The organism is Solihabitans fulvus (assembly GCF_008386585.1).
In the GTDB taxonomy this organism is placed as follows: domain Bacteria; phylum Actinomycetota; class Actinomycetes; order Mycobacteriales; family Pseudonocardiaceae; genus Solihabitans; species Solihabitans fulvus.
This window is the reverse complement of record NZ_VUOB01000010.1, coordinates 359301-376917: the sequence shown is the minus strand read 5'-3', so window position 1 is coordinate 376917 and position 17617 is coordinate 359301. Positions and strand designations below refer to the sequence as shown.

Below are 17617 nucleotides of genomic sequence, written 5' to 3'. Positions count from 1 at the left end.
GCTAGCACTCGCGCGTACCGTCGAAGGCGAGGCAAGGGAGGCGATCGCGGTGGACAAGTCGATAGACAAGGCGGTCGCCGACCTCGGTAGGGACATCGGCGACTACATCCGCCAGCAGCGCGGCAACGCGCAGATCTCGTTGCGGCAGTTGGCAAAGCTCGCCGGCGTGTCCAATCCCTACCTCAGTCAGATTGAACGGGGTCTGCGCAGGCCGAGCGCGGAGATCCTGCAACAGATCGCCAAGGGCCTGCGGATCTCGGCCGAGGCGCTCTACGTGCAGGCCGGGATCCTGGAGCAGCGGGACGGCGGCGCGCTCGTCGACGCCGTCGCCGCCGACCCCGATCTCACCGAGCGGCAGAAACAGGTGCTGCTCGACGTGTACGAATCCTTCCGGCGGGAGAACGCCGCTCGACTGTCCACAATGGAATAATCCACTGTGGACGGATCGGAACCCGCACAACGGACCACGAACGAGGAGTGATCTCGATGTCGAACCTGCCCTCCACGGAGGAACTGCGCAAGGCCGGGGAGCAGGCCGCCGCAGCCGCGCGCACCCCGCTGCTCGCCGCCCTCGGCGCCGGTGACCTCGCCGCCAAGGCCGTGATCGACGCGCTCAGCAAGGCCAAGAGCCGCCTCGACGAGCGCGCAGGCGCCGCGAAGTCCGCCGTCGACGAGCTGCCGACCGACTTCGGCGGCCTGCGCGACAAGCTGGACCCGGCCGAGCTGCGCAAGCTGCTCGACGCCTACACCCAGTCCGCGCTGCACCTCTACCAGTACCTCGCCGAGCGCGGCGAGGAGACGCTGGACCGGCTGCGCACCCAGCCGCAGCTCAAGCGCGCCTTCGAGCAGGTCGGCGACGCCGTGGACGTGGCGCAGCACCGCGTCGAGGAGGCCGCAGGCGAGGCCCGCGTGCTGGCCGACGACGTGCTCGGCAAGGTCAGCAGGCGCACCCGCGTCACCGGCGAGAAGGTCGCCTCGGCCACCGAGAAGGTCGCCGAGGACGCCGCCGAGGCCGTGGTGACCGCGGCCGGCGAGGTCGCCGACGAGACCCGCGCGGCCACCCGCAAGGCCGCCGCGCGCACCACGCCGCGCAAGCCAGCGGCCCGCGCCACCAAGGCCAGCACCGAGAAGGCCGACACCGAGAAGTAGTCCGTGGCGAGGCGAACGGGACCGGTCAAGGGCCGGTCCCGCTCCCGCGCGGTCGGTCGCCGGTGGGCGTCGGCGGGCGGTGCACGTAGGCTGGAGACGTGCATTATGGCGTCGACTGGTGGGTAATGACGGTCATCTACTGGGCCGCGATCCCGGTGGGGGTCTTCGCATTCCTGCACGCCCTCAAGCAGCGGGCCGACGCGTACCCCGCCGCGGAGCGGATGACCAAGCCGGCCTGGCTTGGCATCACCGCAGGTGGCACCGCCGGGCTCGTGCTGTTCTCGCCGAGCAGCCTCGGCGCGATGTTCTGGATCGCCGGCCTGGTCGCCGTGCTGGTCTACCTCGTGGACGTGCGGCCCAAGCTGAACGAGGTCCAACGCGGCCCCAAGTGGTGACGGAGACCGCGAACTCCCTGCGCAGCGGCCTGACCTGGCGCGCGCACGGCAGCGGCCTTCCGGTGACGCTGGTCGCCCCCGGCCTCGGCGCCACCCAGGGCGAGGCGCGCATCCCGGCCTCCGGGCTCGCCGGCACCAGGGTCGTGCTGACCCTGCCGTCGCACGGCGACGCGCCCGACGCCCCGGACGGCTACTGGACCTACCCCACCATCGCCGCCGACCTGGCCGAGGTCGCCGACCGGGTCGAGGCGACCCGCGCGGTCGGCGTCTCGCTCGGCTCCGGCGCGCTGACCCGCCTGCTCGCCGAGCAGGGCGACCGCTTCGACCGGGTGGCCCTGCTGCTGCCGGCCGCGCTGGACCGCCCGAGGTCCACGCCGGCGGTGTGGGCGCTGGAACGAATGGCCGACGCCGTCGACGCGCACGACCTGGCCGGCCTGCGCGAGCTGGTCGCGGGCGAACTGCCGCCCGGCGTCCCGGTCGGCGACTACGTCGAGGCCAGGACCGCCGCCCTGACCAGGCTCGCCGCCGCGCTGCGCACGCTGCCGGAGCAGAGCCCGCTGACCGACGCCGCCGCGCTCGCCGACGTGCGCACACCCGTCCTGGTGATCGCCGCAACGGGTGACCCGCTGCATCCCGAGGAGGTGGCCAGAGCCACGGCGAGGGCACTGCCCGCCGCCCGGTTCGAGGCGCTGCCGTCGCCAGCCCCGCTGATCACCCACCGCCGCGAGGTCCGCGCCCTGCTCACCGGCTTCCTCGACGGGGCGTGACGCCGCGCGGTTCCTGGCAGGCGCTGGCCTCGGGGGTCCGCGGCTCCCCGAGACGTCTCGCCTGGCCTTCTTCAGCGACGGCCGTGTCGCCGATCAGTAGCCCCTACAGCCGGGTCTCCGCGTACGCCGCCATGGCGTCGCGCAGGTACTCGGCGAGCCCGCCGCGGATGTTCTCGTACCGCTCGCGGAACTCGGGGCTGTCGACGTAGAGCTGGCCGAGTCCGGCGTAGGACTTGGCGTTGGGCGTCCACGACCTGCACACGAAGCGGTAGTGCCGCTCCGTCAGCTCCTGCGCGCGCGGGTCCGTCGGCGGGACCCCGGCGTCCAGCAGGGCCGCGAAGCCCTCGTCGAGCTCCACGACCTCGCGCTGGAAGCCGTCGTAGTCCTGCTTCGTCCAGCCCGCCCGCTTGCGCCTGGTCTCATCGATGTGCGCCTGCGCGCCCTCGCCGAACCGCTCGACCAGCTCGGCCTCGTACCTGGCCTGCCGCTCGGTGTCGAAGCCCTCGAACAAATCGTCCGGTGCCACGATGTCACCTCCTTCCAACTGGTTGATGGTGTTCGACACGGTCGCGGCCAGCGTGCCGAGCCTGCGCTGCTCCTCGCGCAGCCACCGGAGGTGGTTGCGCAGCACCGCGACCGTCTCGTGCCGGCCGTCCAGGATCTCGCCGATCGCGTCGAGCCCGAGCCCCAGCTCGCGCAGCAACAGGATCTGTTGCAGCCGAAACAGTTGCTCCTGCTCGTAGTGGCGATAGCCGTTGTCGCCCACCCAGGCGGGCGTCAGCAGCCCGATCGAGTCGTAGTGCCGCAGGGTCCGCGATGTCACCTTCGACATGCGCGCGACCTGCGCGATCGACCACGCCATGACCAGTCCCGTCTCCGTGTCGGGCCGGTCCGTCCGGCCCGAGAACCACGGTAAAGGTTGACGTAGCGGCAAAGTCAACGCAGGCCTGGCAGGATCTCGTTCGTGTGGACCATCGCCGGCGTCCTCGACGTCCTGCCCGCCGCCGAGCGGCTCGACCTGCTCGCCGCCCCCGTCGCCAAGGCCATCGAGGAACTGGACGCGGCCCGCCTCGGCGTCGCCGAGATCGATCCGGAACTCGCGGACACGGCCGCGTTCTGCGAGAGGTACGGAGTGCCACTCACCGCGTCCGCCAACTGCGTCGTGGTCGCCGGCAAGCGCGGCGACGACGTCCGGTACGCCGCGTGCCTCGTGCTCGCGACCACGCGAGCCGACGTGAACGGCCTGGTCCGGCGGCGGCTGGACGCGCGGCGGGCGTCGTTCGCGCCGATGGACGAGGCCGTGCGGCGCACCGGCATGGCCTACGGCGGCATCACGCCGGTCGGGCTGCCGCCGGAGTGGCCGATCCTGGTCGACGAGGCCGTCGCCGCGGCCCCCGAACTGGTGATCGGCAGCGGCGTGCGGCACAGCAAGCTGTTCGTGCCTGGGGACGTCCTCGCCGGGCTGCCCGGCGCGGAGGTCGTGCCCGGCCTCGGGCGCTAACCGGTCGGGGCTAGTCAGGCGCCTGCGGCGGCAACAGCAGACCGGTGGGAGGACCGTCAGCCGTCCACCAATTGAAGCGAGGGGGCACCTGCCACGTCGCAGATGTTCTGAAATCGACCTTGCCGCCCGAGAACTCAGCACCGTAGAAGGCGACCTCACCGCCCGAGAACTCGGCACGGCGGAAGTCGACCTCGCCGCCGGAGAACTTGGCACCGTAGAAGTTGACCACGCGCCGGAGAACACAGCATCGCGGAAGGAAACGTTGCTGCTGGAGAATACGGCCCTACTGAAGTCGCCGCCGTCGAAGACGGCTCTGGTGAAGTCGAAGTCGTGGCCCTGCCATGACACCCGTGCATTCTGGCGCAGATGTGCGCCGATGCACCGCACGACCGTGTGGCGCACTTGGCGCTCACCGTGCCACTTGCGCAGTTCTTCGGGCTTCTCTGGGTCGTAGTGCATCCGCAGGTACGCGCACAGCACCGAAATACAGGTCTGACGGTGCGCCACCCAGTCATCGGCTAGCCCGGCCACCGCGTACACCCCGGCGAGGCGGACGGCTGCCGCGTCGTGGCCGAGCTGTTCGGTGGCCTTTGTGAACCGCTCGTTGAACAGCTTGGTGTCTTCGCGCAGCTCGGCGGCCTTGCCGAGTCGCTGCTTGCGGTAGGCGATCATCAGGAAAACGACACCGCCGATGCCGCCGGTCACGGTGAGCGCGATCTTGATCAGGTCGAACTTGTTCGAGGCCGTTGGCGCTTGCTGGCCGGTCAACCCGGCGAGGCTCCACCGCCACAACAGCCCAGTCGCGCCGGCCACCACCGCGACGCCGAGGCCGAGCCGCAGCGCGATGTGCCAGCCGAACCGCAGGCGCACGGAGCCCGTGGCGTCCTTCTGTGCGCTGACTGATCCGGGTCAGCGCTGCGCCTCGTACTCCTCCAGGAGCTCGACGGCCTCGGCGATGTCGTCGGTGACCAGGATCCACCGTTCCGCGTCGCGGCCCCTGGCCAGCTGCTGCACGAGCGGCGCGGCCGGCACCTCGTTGACCCAGAAGTCCTTGCCCAGGAACACCATCGGGGCCGCCGGGCCTACCGAGCCGTAGTGGTTCTGGCTGTAGTCCTGGAACACCTCCTGCACGGTGCCCGCGCTGCCCGGGGTGTAGACCACGCCGCCGGTGGCCACCGTGAGCAGGCCGTCCTCGCGCACCGAGTTGGCGAAGTACTTGGCGTGCGCCTCGCAGGCCGGGTTCGGCGGCTCGTGGCCGTAGAACCAGGTCGGGATGCCGATGGTGCGGGGCAGGTCGTCCGCGTCGGCCTCTCCGGCGGGAAGGGTGGGCGCGGCGGCCAGCCACGCGCCGACGGCGGCGGGATCCACGGTGGTCCCGCCGTTGCCGAAGGTCGGCACAGTGCCAAGTTTCGCCAATGCACTATCCACAGTGGACTGATCGGCGTCACGCAGCCGCACGCCGAGCGGGACCGCCTCCATCGCGCCTGGCCCGCCCCCGGTGAGCACGGTGAACCTGGCCGGGCTGCGCCCGAGCGCGACGCCGAGCGCGACGGCGTCCCGGTACTCGGCCGAGCCCCTGGCCATCGCGTGCCCGCCCATCACCGCGACGGGACCGCCGCGCCCGGCCGCCGCGCACCTGGTGAGCAGATCGTCCAGCGCCGCCGTGATCGAGTGGTCGTGCAGCCGCTGTGCCAAGGCGTGCAACGGATCCGGCTGCGCGCCCTGGTCCCGGCTATACCGGTAGACACTGGCGTCCAGCGTCCCGGCGTAGGACCCCGGCTCGGCCGGGTCGAAGCCGGCGAACAGCTCGTCCGGCGTGTACAGCCGCGCCCGGTAGACCTGGTAGGGCAGCTCGGGAATGTCGGGGAACAGCAGCGCGCCCGCAGCCTCAGCGCGTTCCCGCGAGCGGGACGTCAGCCGGCAGCCCAGCAGCAGCGCGCCGTCCAGCGCCGTGCGCAGCAGCGCGTCGTCCTCGGGCCCGGTGAGGTCCAGCCCGATCAGCACGGTGTGGCGCAGGTCGCGGCCGGCGTCCCGGTGCGTGCGTAACGTGGGCAGGTCGCCGATCTCGGTGCGCATGGCCGAAGCGTAGGTCAGAAGATCACGGTCTGGTTGCCGTGCACCAGAACGCGGTCTTCCAGGTGCCAGCGCAGCCCGCGCGCCAGCACGACCTTCTCGATGTCGCGGCCCTTGCGCACCATGTCGCCGATCGAGTCGCCGTGGCTGACCCTGATCACGTCCTGCTCGATGATCGGCCCGGCGTCCAGGTCGGCCGTGACGTAATGGCAGGTCGCGCCGACCAGCTTCACGCCGCGCCGGTGCGCCTGGTGGTAGGGCCGCGCCCCGACGAACGAGGGCAGGAAGCTGTGGTGGATGTTCAGCGCCCGCCCCGCCCAGTCCGCGCACAGCTCGGGTGGCAGCACCTGCATGAACCTGGCCAGCACCACCGCGTGCGGGTCGTGCCGGTCGACCAGCTGCCGCAGCTGCGCGAACGCCGCCTGCCGGCCCTCGGGGTCGGCGGTGGGGAACGGCACGTGGTGGAACGGGATGCCGTGCGCCTTGGTGATGTCGGCGAGCCCTGCGTGGTTGCCGATCACCGCCGACACGTCGACGTCCAGCTCGCCGGAGGCGACCCTGCCGAGCAGGTCGTACAGGCAGTGCGACTCCTTGGACACCAGGATCACCACCCTGCGGCGCTCCCCGGTGTCGGTCACCCGCCAGTCCGTGACCGCGCCGAGCTCCCTGGCGATGTCGCCGAAGCGGGCGCGCAGCTCGTCGACGCCGAACGGCAGCGAGTCGGCGCGCACCTCCTGGCGGGTGAAGAACCAGCCCCTGTCCGGATCCGTGTGATAGGCCGCCTCCACGATCCAGCCGCCCGCGTCGGCGAGGAACGAGGCGATCCTCGCCACGATGCCGGTGCGGTCGGGGCAACCGAAGGTGATCACGAAGCGGCGTTCGGGGGCTGGCACGGCTGTGCAGTCTTCCAGGCGGCGTTCAGCGCTGCTGGTCGGTGCTGGTCAGGGCGTGCGGAGCGCGGCGAGCAGCGTCGCGTCGCCCGTCCGGACCGCGGTGCTCGGGCGTCCCCAGGTGGCCCGGTAGACGGCGTCGGCGGTGCCGACGATCGAGGCGTCCTCGGTGGTGGCGGAGTCCCGCGTCGGCCCGACCTCGGGAAGCTCGCCCGCCGCCAACCGCACCTCCCAGGCGCGGCCAACGTCGGCGGCGTGCAGCAGCACCCGGCCGGTCGCGGGCGACTCGGCCCAGTGCGAGCGGACCCGAGGCATCATGTCGAACAGCATCTCCTCGATGCCGTCGGCCGCGAACTCGGGCTCGAACAGCAGCGTCGGCAGGACCGACGGGTTGTCGCTGCCGGCCAGCGCGTGCTCGGCGTCCAGCCGGTGCACGGCCGTCTCGTGGGCCTGTCGGCGGGCCCAGAACCCGGCGAACGACGGCCCGTCCGGGGAGCTGAACGTCCAGGCGGGCGCGTCGGGCGGGGTCGAGCGGAGCCGGTCGAGCAGCGTGTCCCGCCGCTCGTCCCACCACGCCAGCAACTCGTCCCAGTCCCTCGGCGCGGAGGGGAAGTCGGGCACCGGCGCGGTCGGGCTGGTCCGCAGGGCCTCGGCCGCCCAGCCGTGCACCCTGGCCACGTGCGCGACCAGCTTCTGCACGGTCCAGCCGGGGCAGGTCGGCACGGACGTGTCCGGCCCGGCCGCCAGCACGGCTGCCCGCAGTGCCGCAGCCTGGATCTCCACCTGTCGCACAAGGTCCGCGTGTTCCACGGGACCAACCCTAGTGATCGGCGCCGGGGATTTCCGGTGCGACGCAGAACCAGTCGAGCGTCACCTCGCCGAGCCGCCAGCGCCGCCGCCCGTCCAGCACCGGCCAGCCGCGTTCGGCCAGCAGCCGCACCGACTCGACCCAGCGGGCGCGCGGGCCGAACGGCGCGAACGGCGCCGAGGTCGCCCAGCAGGCGTCCAGCTCGGCCAGCAGCGCGTGCACCCGCTCGCCGGGCACGTTGCGATGGATCAACGCCTTGGGCAGCCGTTCGGCCAGGTCGGATGGGGTGTCAAGGTCGGAGGGCAGGCAGGCGAGGGTGAACGTCAGCGGCCCGGTCGCGTCGAGCGTCACCCAGGAGCACCGTCGGCCGATCTCGTCGCAGGTGCCCTCCACCAGCAGCCCGCCGGGCGCGAGCCGCGCCAGCATGGTGGCCCACGCGGCCAGCGCGTCGGCCTCCTCGTACTGCCGCAGGACGTTGAACGCGCGCAGCAGCGTCGGCCGCCGGCCGGCCAGCTCGAACCCGCCGCGCCGGAACTCCAGCCTCGGCGGGTCGGCGGCGGCCTCGCCGGCCGCGACCCGCTCGGGGTCCAGTTCGAGGCCGAGCACGCGCAGGTCCGGCCGCACCGCGCGCAGCCGCGCGGCCAGCTCCACCGTGGTCACCGGCGACGCGCCGTAGCCGAGATCGACCACCAGCGGGTCGGCCGACGCGCGCAGCGCCTGCGCGACCATGGGCGTGCCGACCAGCCACCTGTCCACCCTGCGCAGCCGGTTCTGGTTGGTGGTGCCCCTGGTCGGCAGGCCGAGCGCGCGCGCCCGACCGGCCGCGAGGCGGGGCTTGCGGGCCATCAGGACGGGTGCTCGGCCAGCCAGCTCATGGTGAACGCGGCCTCCTTGTCGAGCAGCTTGCCGACCTGTTCGACGATCAGCTCCTCGAACTTGCCGCCGACCAGCGGGATGCCCACCCTGGCCTGGCCGCGCAGCGCCAGCTCGCTGCCGCCCGACCCGGTGTCGGCGAGGCTCATCGTGCCGGTCACCTCGCCGGGGACGCCGTTGATGGTGGCCTCGAACGTGCCCTCGTAGCCGTCGCCGGCCGTGCGCCACGTCTCCACCCGCTTGATCACCAGGTCGCCGCCGAGGAAGCTGCGCGCCATCGACGGCAGCTCGGCCGCCGGCACGCCCTGCCGAAGCTGGTAGGCGACCGTCCCGTTGGCCGCGTTGTGCGCGACCAGCTCGGCGCCGACGCCGCCGATCGCCGCCAACCTGTCGCGCAGGTACGTCGGGTCGACCAGGGCGTGGTGAACTCGGTCCGCTGGCCACGAGGCCGTGGTCAGGTGCTCGATGCGGCGTGCCATGTCGCGGAGGCTACCGTTGACGCCCGTGACCACCCCGTTGTCCAGTGCTCAGGCGCGCGCCGCAGTGCCACTCGCGGAGTGCACCACGCTGCGGCTCGGCGGTCCGGCCACCAGGTTCGTCCGCGCCGCCAGCGCCGCCGAGGTGGTGGCGGCCGTCCGCGCCGCCGACACCGACGGCGAGCCGCTGCTGCTGCTCGGCGGCGGCTCGAACCTCGTGGTCGCGGACGGCGGCTTCGACGGCACCGTGGTGCAGGTCGCCTCGACGGGACGGCAGATCGACCGGGTCGGCGACGGCAGGGTCGAGCTGACCGTCGAGGCGGGCGAGAGCTGGGACACCGTGGTGGCCTACGCGGTCAGCCAGGGGCTTGGCGGCCTCGAGTGCCTGTCCGGCATTCCCGGGCTGGTCGGCGCGACACCGGTGCAGAACGTCGGCGCGTACGGCGTCGAGGTCGCCGAGGTGCTGACGTCGGTCGACCTGCTCGACCGGCGCAGCGGCCAGGTGCACCACGTGCTGGCCGGCTCGCTCGGCCTCGACTACCGCACCAGCCGGCTCAAGGGCACCGACTCGGCCGTGGTCCTGCGGGCCCGCTTCGCGCTGACCGCTGGCGGCGAGTCCGCGCCGATCCGGTACGCCGAGCTGGCTCGGGTGCTCGGGGTCGCGGCCGGCGACCGGGTGCCGGCCGAACTGGCCAGGCAGGCGGTGCTGGAACTGCGGCGGGGCAAGGGCATGGTGCTCGACGAGGCCGACAACGACACCTGGAGCGCCGGCTCGTTCTTCACCAACCCGGTGCTCGACCAGGCCACCCTGTCCGGCGTGCTGATCAGGATCGCGCGGCGGCTCGGCGAGGACGTCCAGGTGCCCCGCTACCCCGCCGACGGCGGCCTGGTGAAGCTGTCGGCCGCGTGGCTGATCGAGCGCGCCGGCTTCGGCAGGGGGCACCTCGGGCCGGGCGGCCGGGTGTCGCTGTCGACCAAGCACACGCTGGCGCTGACCAACCGGGGCTCGGCGAGCACCGAGGACCTGCTGGAGCTGGCGCGCGAGGTGCGGGACGGCGTGCGCCAGGCGTTCGGGGTCGAGCTGCACCCCGAGCCGGTGCTGGTCGGCTGCGTCATCTAGGCAGTTCCGGCTGTCCTGTCCGGTTGAACCGCTGAATGGGTGACTCCAAGTGACCTTGGCCTGACCACGCGTGTTTGATAGTGGTGGGGGCTTCATCAGGTCGAGGAGGTCGCCGTGACCAACCGCCGTCAGGAGCGGCTGCGCCGCGCGATCCGAGCCGTGAAGCACGAGGTCGAGGACGATCTTCTCGCGCTGCCGGGCGTGGTCGCCGTGGACATCGGCAGGCGGACCGTCGCCGGCCGAGAGACCGGGCAGCCCGCCATCGTGGTGTCCGTGCTGGCCAAGCTGCCGCGCGAGAGGGTGCCGGCCGGCCAGCTCATCCCGGCCGCGGTGCGCGGCGTGCCCGTCGACGTGGTCGAGGACGAGGTCGTGCTGCACCGGGCCCTGCTGTCGGCGGACGGCCCGCCGGTGGACGGTCCGCCGTTGGCCGTGCCGGTGTTGGGCGCGGAACGGCACGACGTGGTGGTCGGCGGCATCAGCGTCGGGCCGTGCCGGTCGATTCGGCTGGTGCCGCCGGACGCGCCCGAGACGGGCGACTACGTCATCGTCGGGACGCTCGGCGCGCTGGTCACCGACCGCACCGGGCTCGGGCAGGTGATGGCGCTGACCAACTTCCACGTGGCCTGCGTCGACGACGCGTGGATGGTCGGGGACGAGATGGCGCACCCGTCCAGGGTCGACGGCGGCTCGTGTTCGGGCACGGTGCTCGGCACGCTGGCCCGCGCCGCGCTGTCCGGCGCGGTGAACGGCGCGGCACTGCTGCTCGACCCGGCCGTGCGGTACGAGCCGTCGATCGTGGACATCGGGCCGGTCCGCGGCCACGCGGTCGCGGACGTCGGCGCCAGGGTGCGCAAGCGCGGCCGCACTACCGCACTCACGGCAGGCGTCGTGGTGTCCACGGATCTGACGCTGTCGGTGGACTTCGGCGACGGCATCGGCGTGCGGACCCTGCGCGACCAGCTGAGGGTGGCCGCCGATCCCGGCTTCGGCTTCGGCGACCGGGGCGACTCGGGGTCAGTGTTGGTCGACGAGGCGAACCGGATCGTCGGGCTCTACTTCGCCGGCAACGCGGCCGGCACGCACGGCTTCGCCAACCCGATCGCCAGGGTGCTCGACGAGCTCGACGTGGACATCCTCGTCAGCTGAGCCAGCTGACTGCGTGTTGCGGCTTGATCACGACTGCCTGGGAGAACCGTGTGTGTCGATACGGTCCGCTGGTTCAGACAAATCCGAGGCCGTACTCGAGACGCTCCGCGTGATTGTCGGGGGGCGGTCGCGCGTCGGGGCACGGCCCTTCATATGGGGGAAATTCCGTATGTCCAGACGACCCTTGGGCAGGGTGGCGAGGCGCTGCGGCGCGCTCGCCCTGGCGTTATCGCTCGGCGGGGCGCTGATCGCGCCCGCCGCGTTCGCCGATCCCGCGCCGTCCACCGAACAGTCCGCCGCGCCGAGCAGCAGTGCCGTCGCCGCGCCGTCGAGCAGCGCGCCCTCCACCGGAGCCACGTCGAGCAGTGCGCCGTCGAGCAGTGCGCCGTCGAGTGGCACCCCGTCGAGCGGCACCGCATCGAGTGCGCCGTCGGCCGAGCAGTCGAGCCAGAGCGCGCCGCCGAAGCAGCCCGACGCGCTGCCGACCGGGGCGCACGTGACCCTGAGCGCCGCCGTCGACACGTCGCATCCCGTCCTGGTTGGCGACCCGATCTCGGTGACGTTGACCGTCACCAACACGGGCACCGCCGCCGCGACCGAGGTGGGCGGCTGGGCTTCCGGCGTGTCCGGCTCGTACGTGTCCTACACCTCCTACGACGGCTTCCAGGCGACCGGCCCGGACGACCACGGTGTCACCATCGAGGCGGGCGCCAGCCGGGTCTACCACCTGATCGGCAAGGTGAGCTACTGGAACCAGGGGCTGCCTCGGGTCCGGTACACCGTGAACGCCCACAACGACGTGCGGCCGTACCAGGACCATGTGGCCGAGCTGACCCTTCCGATCGTCGACCCCGCCTCGGCGAAGGGAACTGCCAGCGGGATCGTGTTCGGCGACCGGAACGGCAACGGGACCTTCGACGAGGGCGAAGGGCTGGCCGGCGTCGAGGTCGCGGTGTCCGGGACCATCGGCGACCACTCGCCGAAGGCGATCACGGACGCGAGCGGCCGGTTCACCATCCCGAACCTGCCCGTCCAGCAGTACTCGCTCTACGTCAACCAGCTGCCGGACGGCTGGATCCAGCCGTCCGGCAGCGGCAGCACCACGGTCGAGGTCGACGGCAGTGACCGGAGCGCGAACCTGCGGCTCCGCACGGTCCGTCCGCTCTCCGACCAGCTGCACGCGAAGCTGGAGCTGGACAAGGACACCTACCAGCCCGGCGACACCGCGCACGTCAGGATCACGTTGTCCAACACGGGAACAGTCACGATCTCCGGCATCAGGGGCTATTTCGACGGCTACGGCGGCGCGCCGCAGCACCTGCGGGGCTACATGGACTGGACCCAGTTCGCTGACAACGGACCAGGCGTGACCCTCAACGCCGGCGAGACGCGCGTGTTCGACGTGACCGGCACCGTGCCGCAGGAGTCGACCAAGTACGGCTACGTCAGCGTCGACGCCGTGTTCGAGCCGGGTCCGGGCGGCCCTGGCCCCGTAGGCGGGCCCACCGTGTTCGTCTCCGCCAAGGTGCCGGGTCCGCACGCGGACAAGAAGCTGCGGATCTTCTACGACCGCAACGACAACTACACGCTCGACCCCGGCGAGGAGATCGCGAACGTCAAGGTCGGCCTCGTCGACCCGGGCAGCGGCAACGTGGTCGCGAAGGCGATGGCCGACGCCGAGGGGCGGGTCGTCTTCAAGGACCTGCCGCCCGGCCTCTACGAGGTGCGCGTGTTCGGCCCGTGGGCGTACGCCGACCAGTGGAAGTACGCCGTCGTCGGCACCTGCACGTACCAGTGCCAGGGGGAGGAGTACATGCGGTTCAAGCCGGGGCCGGATGTGCCGGAGACCGATGTCGTGCCGCCTGCTCCGGTGACGCAGCAGCCGGTCCAGCCGGTGGCCAACGTCTCCGACGTCGCCGCGAACACGGCCAAGCCGGCCGACGACACCACCACCCTCGCCAACACCGGAGCGAGCGTGATCGGCCTGTCCGTCGGCGGCCTCGCCGTGCTGGCCGCCGGCCTCGGCGCGGTGCTGTTCGCGCGGCGGCGGCGCGTCACCTCCTGACCGACTGACCGACCGCGATCGACCGACCTGCCCGAACGGACGGGTGCGGGGTGCCGAAACCACCCCGCACCCGCGCCGGTTGGTCACGGTTCGGGCACGTCCAGCTCGCGGACCTGCCGCTGCGCATAGGTATGACCAGCATCACGTACCTACTCCGCATACCGGACGCTCCTTGAAACGTCTTGTACTTGTGGGGGAAACAAGCTGGTGTCCGCCGAGGGGGCGGGTGGCCGGCGCGGTTCCGGCATCCGAACGGCGTTGGAGGTTCATGGTGGAGGCAGCGGGCAGAGGGTTCCTGGCGAGACGCCGGGTGGTGGGGATGAGCCTCGTCCTCGTCGCCGGTCTGGCGCTCATCGCCGGGTGCTCCGGTGGCAGCGACGGCAAGTCCGGCAGCGGGGGGTCGGCTGGCGGGAACACCAGCAAGGCCGAGGCGGCCCCGGTCGCCAAGTTCACCGCGGTGCCCGCCGACGGGGCCAAGGACGTCGCCGTGAACGTGCCTGTGCAGGTCAGCGTCGCCGAGGGCACCCTGACCGAGGTCTCGGTCACCAACCCCGAGGGCAAGGCCATCCAGGGCCAGATCGCCGCCGACAAGCACACCTGGACCTCCACCGAGTCGCTCGGCTACGGCAAGACCTACACCTATGCCGGCAAGGCGACGGGCACCGACAACAAGACCGCCGACCTCAAGGGCGCGTTCACCACGCTGACGCCGACCGCGAAGATCCGCGCCACGGTGAACCCGACCGACAACCAGACCGTCGGCGTCGCGATGCCGATCAGCGTCAAGTTCGACAAGCCGGTCAAGGACCGCGTCGCCGCGCAGAAGGCGCTCTCGGTGACCCCGGCGTCCGACGGCACCTGGGCATGGCTCAACCCGCAGCAGGTGAACTTCCGGCCGTCGAAGTACTGGCCGGAGAACACCAAGGTGCACGTCGACGCGAAGCTCTACGGCGTGGCCTACGGCGACGGCGCGTACGGCGTCGACGACCTGACCAGCGACTTCACCATCGGCCGCAACCAGGTCGTCAAGATCGACGTGCCGACCCACCAGCTCGTGGTGCTGCGCGACGGCCACCAGACCGCCAGCTACCCGGCCAGCTTCGGCCTGGACAACGACGCCGAGCGCACCACGCCCAACGGCACCTTCGTGGTCATGCAGAAGGACGCCAAGTGGAGCTTCGACAACCCGCAGTACGGCTACACCAACGTGGTGAAGAAGTGGGCGGTCCGGTTCTCCAACCACGGCGAGTTCATCCACGAGAACAACGACAACGCGGCCAACATCGGGAAGAAGAACAGCTCGCACGGCTGCGCGAACCTGCTTGAGGCCGACGCGAAGGCCTACTACGACAGCTCGCTGATCGGCGACCCGGTCGAGGTGACCGGCTCGATCACCACGCTGCCGGCCAAGTACGACTGGTACGACTGGCAGATCCCGTGGTCCCAGTGGAAGACGCTCTCGGCCAGCTGACCTCCGTCTTTTCCCTCGCAACACCCCACCGGCCCGGCGCACCGCGCGCCGGGCCGGTGGCGTGTCACGGGTCATCGCGTCCTCGGGGAAGACTCCGGCCGCCCACGACGTTGTTATCCATCAATGTCCCTTCTCGGCAAGGTTGGTAGTACGTGCGGACGTACCGACATGTCACCGGGGCCGGCGGCACGAGGCTGGCTGTGCGGGAGGCCGGGCCGGTCGGCGCGCCCGGCGTGGTGTTCGTGCACGGCTGGGCCCAGTCCGGCGAGGTGTGGGCTGACCAGTTCGCCGACGAGGCGCTGACCGAGCGCTACCGGCTGGTCGCGGTGGACCTGCGCGGCCACGGCGACTCCGACGCTCCCGAGGACGGCTACGCAGACGCCGGGGTGTGGGCGGACGACCTCGCCGCCGTGCTCGCGGAGGTCGGCGCCCCCTCGGTCCTGGTCGGCTGGTCCTACGGGGGCCTCGTCGCCGTCGACTACCTGCGGACGCACGGCGCCGCGTCGGTGGCCGGCCTGGTGCTGGTCGGCGCGATCATCGAGCTGGGCAGGGGCCGCGCGGGCGGCAGGGTCGGCGCGGTGATGCGCGCCGCGCTGCCCGCCGCGCTGTCCGAGGACCCCGCCGAGGCGGTGCCGGCGCTGCTCGGCTTCACCGAGGGCATCGCCGCGTCCCCGTTGCCGGGCGAACGCGCGCAGCGGCTGCTCGGCGCGACGCTGCGGGTGCCGCCGAGGGTGCGGTCCGCGCTGTTCCGCCGCGAGGTCGACAGCGCCGACCTGCTCGGCTCGCTGGACCTGCCGACGCTGGTGCTGCACGGCAGGCTGGACGCCGTGGTCGATCCGGCCGCCGCCGAGTTCGCCGCAGGCACGATCCCCGGCGCGCGGCTGCGCTGGTTCGACGACGTCGGCCACCTGCCCTTCGTGGAGCGTCCCGCCGAGTTCAACGCGGCGGTCGCCGAGTTCGCCGCCGGCTGCGCGCGGACGGTGGTGTCGTGATCGCGGGTCAGCTCCGCCGGGTCGCCGTCCTCTCGGTGCACACCTCGCCGCTGGAACAGCCGGGCACCGGCGACGCGGGCGGCATGAACGTCTACATCGTGCAGACCGCGACCAGGATGGCCAGGCGCGGCGTCGCCGTGGAGATCTTCACCAGGGCCACCTCATCGGACCTGCCGCCGGTCGCCGAGCTCGCGCCCGGCGTGGTGGTGCGGCACGTGGTCGCCGGCCCGTTCGAGGGCCTGGACCGCACCGAGCTGCCCAGCCAGCTCTGCGCGTTCACAGCCGGGGTGCTGCGCGCCGAGGCCTGGCACGCGCCGGGCTACTACGACGCGGTGCACTCGCACTACTGGCTGTCCGGGCAGGTCGGCTGGCTCGTGCGGGAACGCTGGGGCGTGCCGCTGGTGCACACCGCGCACACCCTGGCGAAGGTGAAGAACGCCGCGCTGGCCGACGGGGACGCGCCGGAGCCGAGGATGCGGGTCATCGGCGAGCAGCAGGTGGTCAACGAGGCGGACCGGCTGGTGGCCAACACCGACGTCGAGGCCGCCCAGCTGGTCCGGCTCTACGACGCCGATCCCGGCAAGGTCGCGGTCGTGCCGCCGGGCGTCGACCTCGAGCGGTTCACGCCGGGCGGGGTCGCGCAGGCCCGCGCGTCGCTCGGCCTGCCAAGCGACGCCGTGGTGCTGGCCTTCGCCGGCCGCATCCAGCCGCTCAAGGCCCCGGACGTGCTGCTGCGGGCGGCCGCCGAGCTGCTGCGCCGCGACCCCGGCCTGCGGTCCCGGCTGGTGGTGCTGGTGGTCGGCGGGCCGTCGGGCAACGGCATGGAGCAGCCGAGGGCGCTGCGGGAGCTGGCCGGTCGGCTCGGCATCGCGGACGTGGTGCGCTTCCTGCCGCCGCAGCCGGGCGAGGCGCTCGCCGCGGTGTACCGAGCGGCCGACGTGGTCGCGGTGCCCAGCCACAACGAGTCGTTCGGGCTGGTCGCGCTCGAGGCGCAGGCGTGCGGCACCCCGGTGGTCGCCGCCGCGGTCGGCGGCCTGCCGGTGGCGGTCGCGGACGGGGTGTCGGGCACGCTGGTCGGCAGCCACGAACCCGGCGACTGGGCCACGGCGCTGGCCGGGATCGCGCTGCGGCCCGGCTATCGTGCGGAGCTGTCCGCCAACGCGGCAGCGCACGCGCGGCGGTTCTCCTGGGACCGCACCACCGACGCCCTGCTGGCGGGCTACGTGGATGCGGCGGCGGCGTTCCGGGCCTCGCTCGCGACCGAGGGAGTGCTGACGTGACCGACCAGCTGGCCGAGCTCGACGCGACCATCAAGTCCGCTTTGGACGAACGCGAGCTTTCCTATGACCGCAAGGAGTCAGGGCGTTTCTTCGTGACGCTGCCCGGCGTCAAGAAGCTACAGACCAACTGTTGGCTGGTGGTCGGTCGGCACGCGCTGCTCGTCGAGGCGTTCGTCTGCCGGCAGCCCGACGAGGCGCACCAGGACTTCTACCGTTTCCTGTTGCGCCGCAACGCGAGGCTCTACGGCGTGCACTACACGATCGACCCGGCTGGCGATGTCTACCTGGTCGGCCGGATCGGCCTGCACGCCGTCACGCCGGACGAGCTGGACCGGCTGCTCGGCCAGGTGGTCGAGGCGGCCGACGGCGACTTCAACACGCTGCTGGAGATCGGGTTCGCCGGGGCGATCCGGCGCGAGTGGGAGTGGCGCGAGTCAAGGGGCGAGTCGCTGGCCAACCTGACGGCGTTCGCGCACCTGATGGGCCACGGCCGCACGGAAGGCCCCAGCACCGAAGGTTCGAGCGCCGACGGCCCGAGCGCCGAAGGCCCGGGGACCAGCGGGCCGAGCGCCGAGGGTCTGTCCCAATCGTGATCTGAACCGCGCAACGGC

At 72.3% G+C, this 17617-nt stretch carries 20 protein-coding genes; 13 read left to right on the top strand and 7 right to left on the bottom strand.

Annotated features, from left to right (window positions below):
- Positions 1-49 precede the first annotated feature (49 nt).
- The 4 genes from F0L68_RS07415 (at position 50) to F0L68_RS07400 (ending at position 2311) form a co-directional block, all read left to right on the top strand.
- Positions 50-430 (top strand): helix-turn-helix domain-containing protein, encoded by a 381-nt coding sequence (locus tag F0L68_RS07415; RefSeq protein WP_223198562.1) that lies wholly within the window; start codon positions 50-52, stop codon positions 428-430.
- A gap of 56 nt (positions 431-486) precedes the next feature.
- The gene (locus F0L68_RS07410) at positions 487-1149 is read left to right on the top strand and encodes a hypothetical protein (protein WP_149848687.1); all 663 of its coding nucleotides are present in this window, start codon (positions 487-489) and stop codon (positions 1147-1149) included.
- Between the two features lie 98 nt (positions 1150-1247).
- The gene (locus tag F0L68_RS07405; RefSeq protein WP_276313839.1) at positions 1248-1544 is read left to right on the top strand and encodes a DUF2516 family protein; all 297 of its coding nucleotides are present in this window, start codon (positions 1248-1250) and stop codon (positions 1542-1544) included.
- On the top strand, positions 1541-2311 hold the full coding sequence (locus tag F0L68_RS07400) for an alpha/beta fold hydrolase (protein ID WP_223198561.1): 771 nt from the start codon (positions 1541-1543) through the stop codon (positions 2309-2311). The genes F0L68_RS07405 and F0L68_RS07400 overlap by 4 nt, the downstream gene beginning before the upstream one ends.
- A 103-nt stretch (positions 2312-2414) precedes the next feature.
- Here F0L68_RS07400 and F0L68_RS07395 read toward each other — a convergent pair whose 3' ends face one another.
- Complete coding sequence (locus tag F0L68_RS07395) at positions 2415-3173, bottom strand: MerR family transcriptional regulator (RefSeq protein ID WP_149848686.1); 759 nt, start codon at positions 3171-3173, stop codon at positions 2415-2417.
- A gap of 102 nt (positions 3174-3275) precedes the next feature.
- Here F0L68_RS07395 and F0L68_RS07390 point away from each other — a divergent pair, with 102 nt between their 5' ends.
- Positions 3276-3812: a YbaK/EbsC family protein gene (locus tag F0L68_RS07390; protein ID WP_438672252.1), complete on the top strand. Its 537-nt coding sequence runs from the start codon at positions 3276-3278 to the stop codon at positions 3810-3812.
- A gap of 10 nt (positions 3813-3822) precedes the next feature.
- Here the strand turns inward: F0L68_RS07390 and F0L68_RS07385 are convergent, their stop codons facing one another.
- The gene (locus tag F0L68_RS07385; RefSeq protein WP_149848684.1) at positions 3823-4089 is read right to left on the bottom strand and encodes a pentapeptide repeat-containing protein; all 267 of its coding nucleotides are present in this window, start codon (positions 4087-4089) and stop codon (positions 3823-3825) included.
- Between the two features lie 290 nt (positions 4090-4379).
- On the opposite strand from F0L68_RS07385, the gene F0L68_RS07380 reads away from it, so the two are divergent.
- On the top strand, positions 4380-4715 hold the full coding sequence (locus F0L68_RS07380) for a hypothetical protein (RefSeq protein WP_149848683.1): 336 nt from the start codon (positions 4380-4382) through the stop codon (positions 4713-4715).
- Between the two features lie 6 nt (positions 4716-4721).
- Here the strand turns inward: F0L68_RS07380 and F0L68_RS07375 are convergent, their stop codons facing one another.
- Genes F0L68_RS07375 through F0L68_RS07355 form a run of 5 tightly spaced genes read right to left on the bottom strand, consistent with a single transcriptional unit; the run spans position 4722 to position 8935 of the window.
- Positions 4722-5888, bottom strand: a complete 1167-nt coding sequence (locus F0L68_RS07375) for an LOG family protein (protein ID WP_149848682.1) — start codon at positions 5886-5888, stop codon at positions 4722-4724.
- Between the two features lie 14 nt (positions 5889-5902).
- On the bottom strand, positions 5903-6778 hold the full coding sequence (purU, locus tag F0L68_RS07370) for a formyltetrahydrofolate deformylase (protein ID WP_149848681.1): 876 nt from the start codon (positions 6776-6778) through the stop codon (positions 5903-5905).
- A 48-nt stretch (positions 6779-6826) separates the two neighbouring features.
- Positions 6827-7585, bottom strand: coding sequence for a maleylpyruvate isomerase N-terminal domain-containing protein (locus F0L68_RS07365; RefSeq protein WP_149848680.1), 759 nt, complete (start codon positions 7583-7585; stop codon positions 6827-6829).
- A 10-nt stretch (positions 7586-7595) separates the two neighbouring features.
- Entirely contained in the window at positions 7596-8429 is an 834-nt protein-coding gene (locus F0L68_RS07360) for a class I SAM-dependent methyltransferase (RefSeq protein ID WP_149848679.1), read from the bottom strand.
- Entirely contained in the window at positions 8429-8935 is a 507-nt protein-coding gene (locus F0L68_RS07355; RefSeq protein WP_149848678.1) for a DUF2505 domain-containing protein, read from the bottom strand. The genes F0L68_RS07360 and F0L68_RS07355 overlap by 1 nt, the downstream gene beginning before the upstream one ends.
- On the opposite strand from F0L68_RS07355, the gene F0L68_RS07350 reads away from it, so the two are divergent.
- The 7 genes from F0L68_RS07350 to F0L68_RS07320 all read left to right on the top strand — a co-directional run bounded on the left by F0L68_RS07350 (position 8922) and on the right by F0L68_RS07320 (position 17599).
- Positions 8922-10052: a UDP-N-acetylmuramate dehydrogenase gene (locus tag F0L68_RS07350; RefSeq protein WP_149848677.1), complete on the top strand. Its 1131-nt coding sequence runs from the start codon at positions 8922-8924 to the stop codon at positions 10050-10052. The genes F0L68_RS07355 and F0L68_RS07350 overlap by 14 nt on opposite strands.
- 114 nt (positions 10053-10166) lie before the next feature.
- Positions 10167-11198, top strand: coding sequence for a chymotrypsin family serine protease (locus F0L68_RS07345; protein ID WP_223198560.1), 1032 nt, complete (start codon positions 10167-10169; stop codon positions 11196-11198).
- 169 nt (positions 11199-11367) lie between these two features.
- Positions 11368-13263 carry an LPXTG cell wall anchor domain-containing protein gene (locus tag F0L68_RS07340; protein WP_149848676.1) on the top strand — a complete coding sequence of 632 codons (1896 nt, stop codon included), beginning with the start codon at positions 11368-11370 and terminating at the stop codon, positions 13261-13263.
- A 295-nt stretch (positions 13264-13558) separates the two neighbouring features.
- Positions 13559-14734 (top strand): L,D-transpeptidase, encoded by a 1176-nt coding sequence (locus F0L68_RS07335; RefSeq protein WP_438672254.1) that lies wholly within the window; start codon positions 13559-13561, stop codon positions 14732-14734.
- Between the two features lie 152 nt (positions 14735-14886).
- Entirely contained in the window at positions 14887-15726 is an 840-nt protein-coding gene (locus tag F0L68_RS07330; protein WP_149848674.1) for an alpha/beta fold hydrolase, read from the top strand.
- On the top strand, positions 15723-17006 hold the full coding sequence (gene mshA, locus F0L68_RS07325; protein WP_149848673.1) for a D-inositol-3-phosphate glycosyltransferase: 1284 nt from the start codon (positions 15723-15725) through the stop codon (positions 17004-17006). Before F0L68_RS07330 ends, mshA begins: the two co-directional genes overlap by 4 nt.
- On the top strand, positions 17003-17599 hold the full coding sequence (locus tag F0L68_RS07320) for a type III secretion system chaperone family protein (protein WP_149848672.1): 597 nt from the start codon (positions 17003-17005) through the stop codon (positions 17597-17599). Before mshA ends, F0L68_RS07320 begins: the two co-directional genes overlap by 4 nt.
- Positions 17600-17617: the final 18 nt, after the last annotated feature.

Coding starts and splice junctions, on each gene's coding strand:
- F0L68_RS07410 (WP_149848687.1), top strand. CDS start 487: ATGTCGAACCTGCCCTCCACGGAGGAACTGCGCAAGGCCGGGGAGCAG.
- F0L68_RS07360 (WP_149848679.1), bottom strand. CDS start 8,429: ATGGCCCGCAAGCCCCGCCTCGCGGCCGGTCGGGCGCGCGCGCTCGGC.
- F0L68_RS07340 (WP_149848676.1), top strand. CDS start 11,368: ATGTCCAGACGACCCTTGGGCAGGGTGGCGAGGCGCTGCGGCGCGCTC.
- F0L68_RS07395 (WP_149848686.1), bottom strand. CDS start 3,173: ATGGCGTGGTCGATCGCGCAGGTCGCGCGCATGTCGAAGGTGACATCG.
- F0L68_RS07375 (WP_149848682.1), bottom strand. CDS start 5,888: ATGCGCACCGAGATCGGCGACCTGCCCACGTTACGCACGCACCGGGAC.
- F0L68_RS07350 (WP_149848677.1), top strand. CDS start 8,922: ATGCGGCGTGCCATGTCGCGGAGGCTACCGTTGACGCCCGTGACCACC.
- F0L68_RS07355 (WP_149848678.1), bottom strand. CDS start 8,935: ATGGCACGCCGCATCGAGCACCTGACCACGGCCTCGTGGCCAGCGGAC.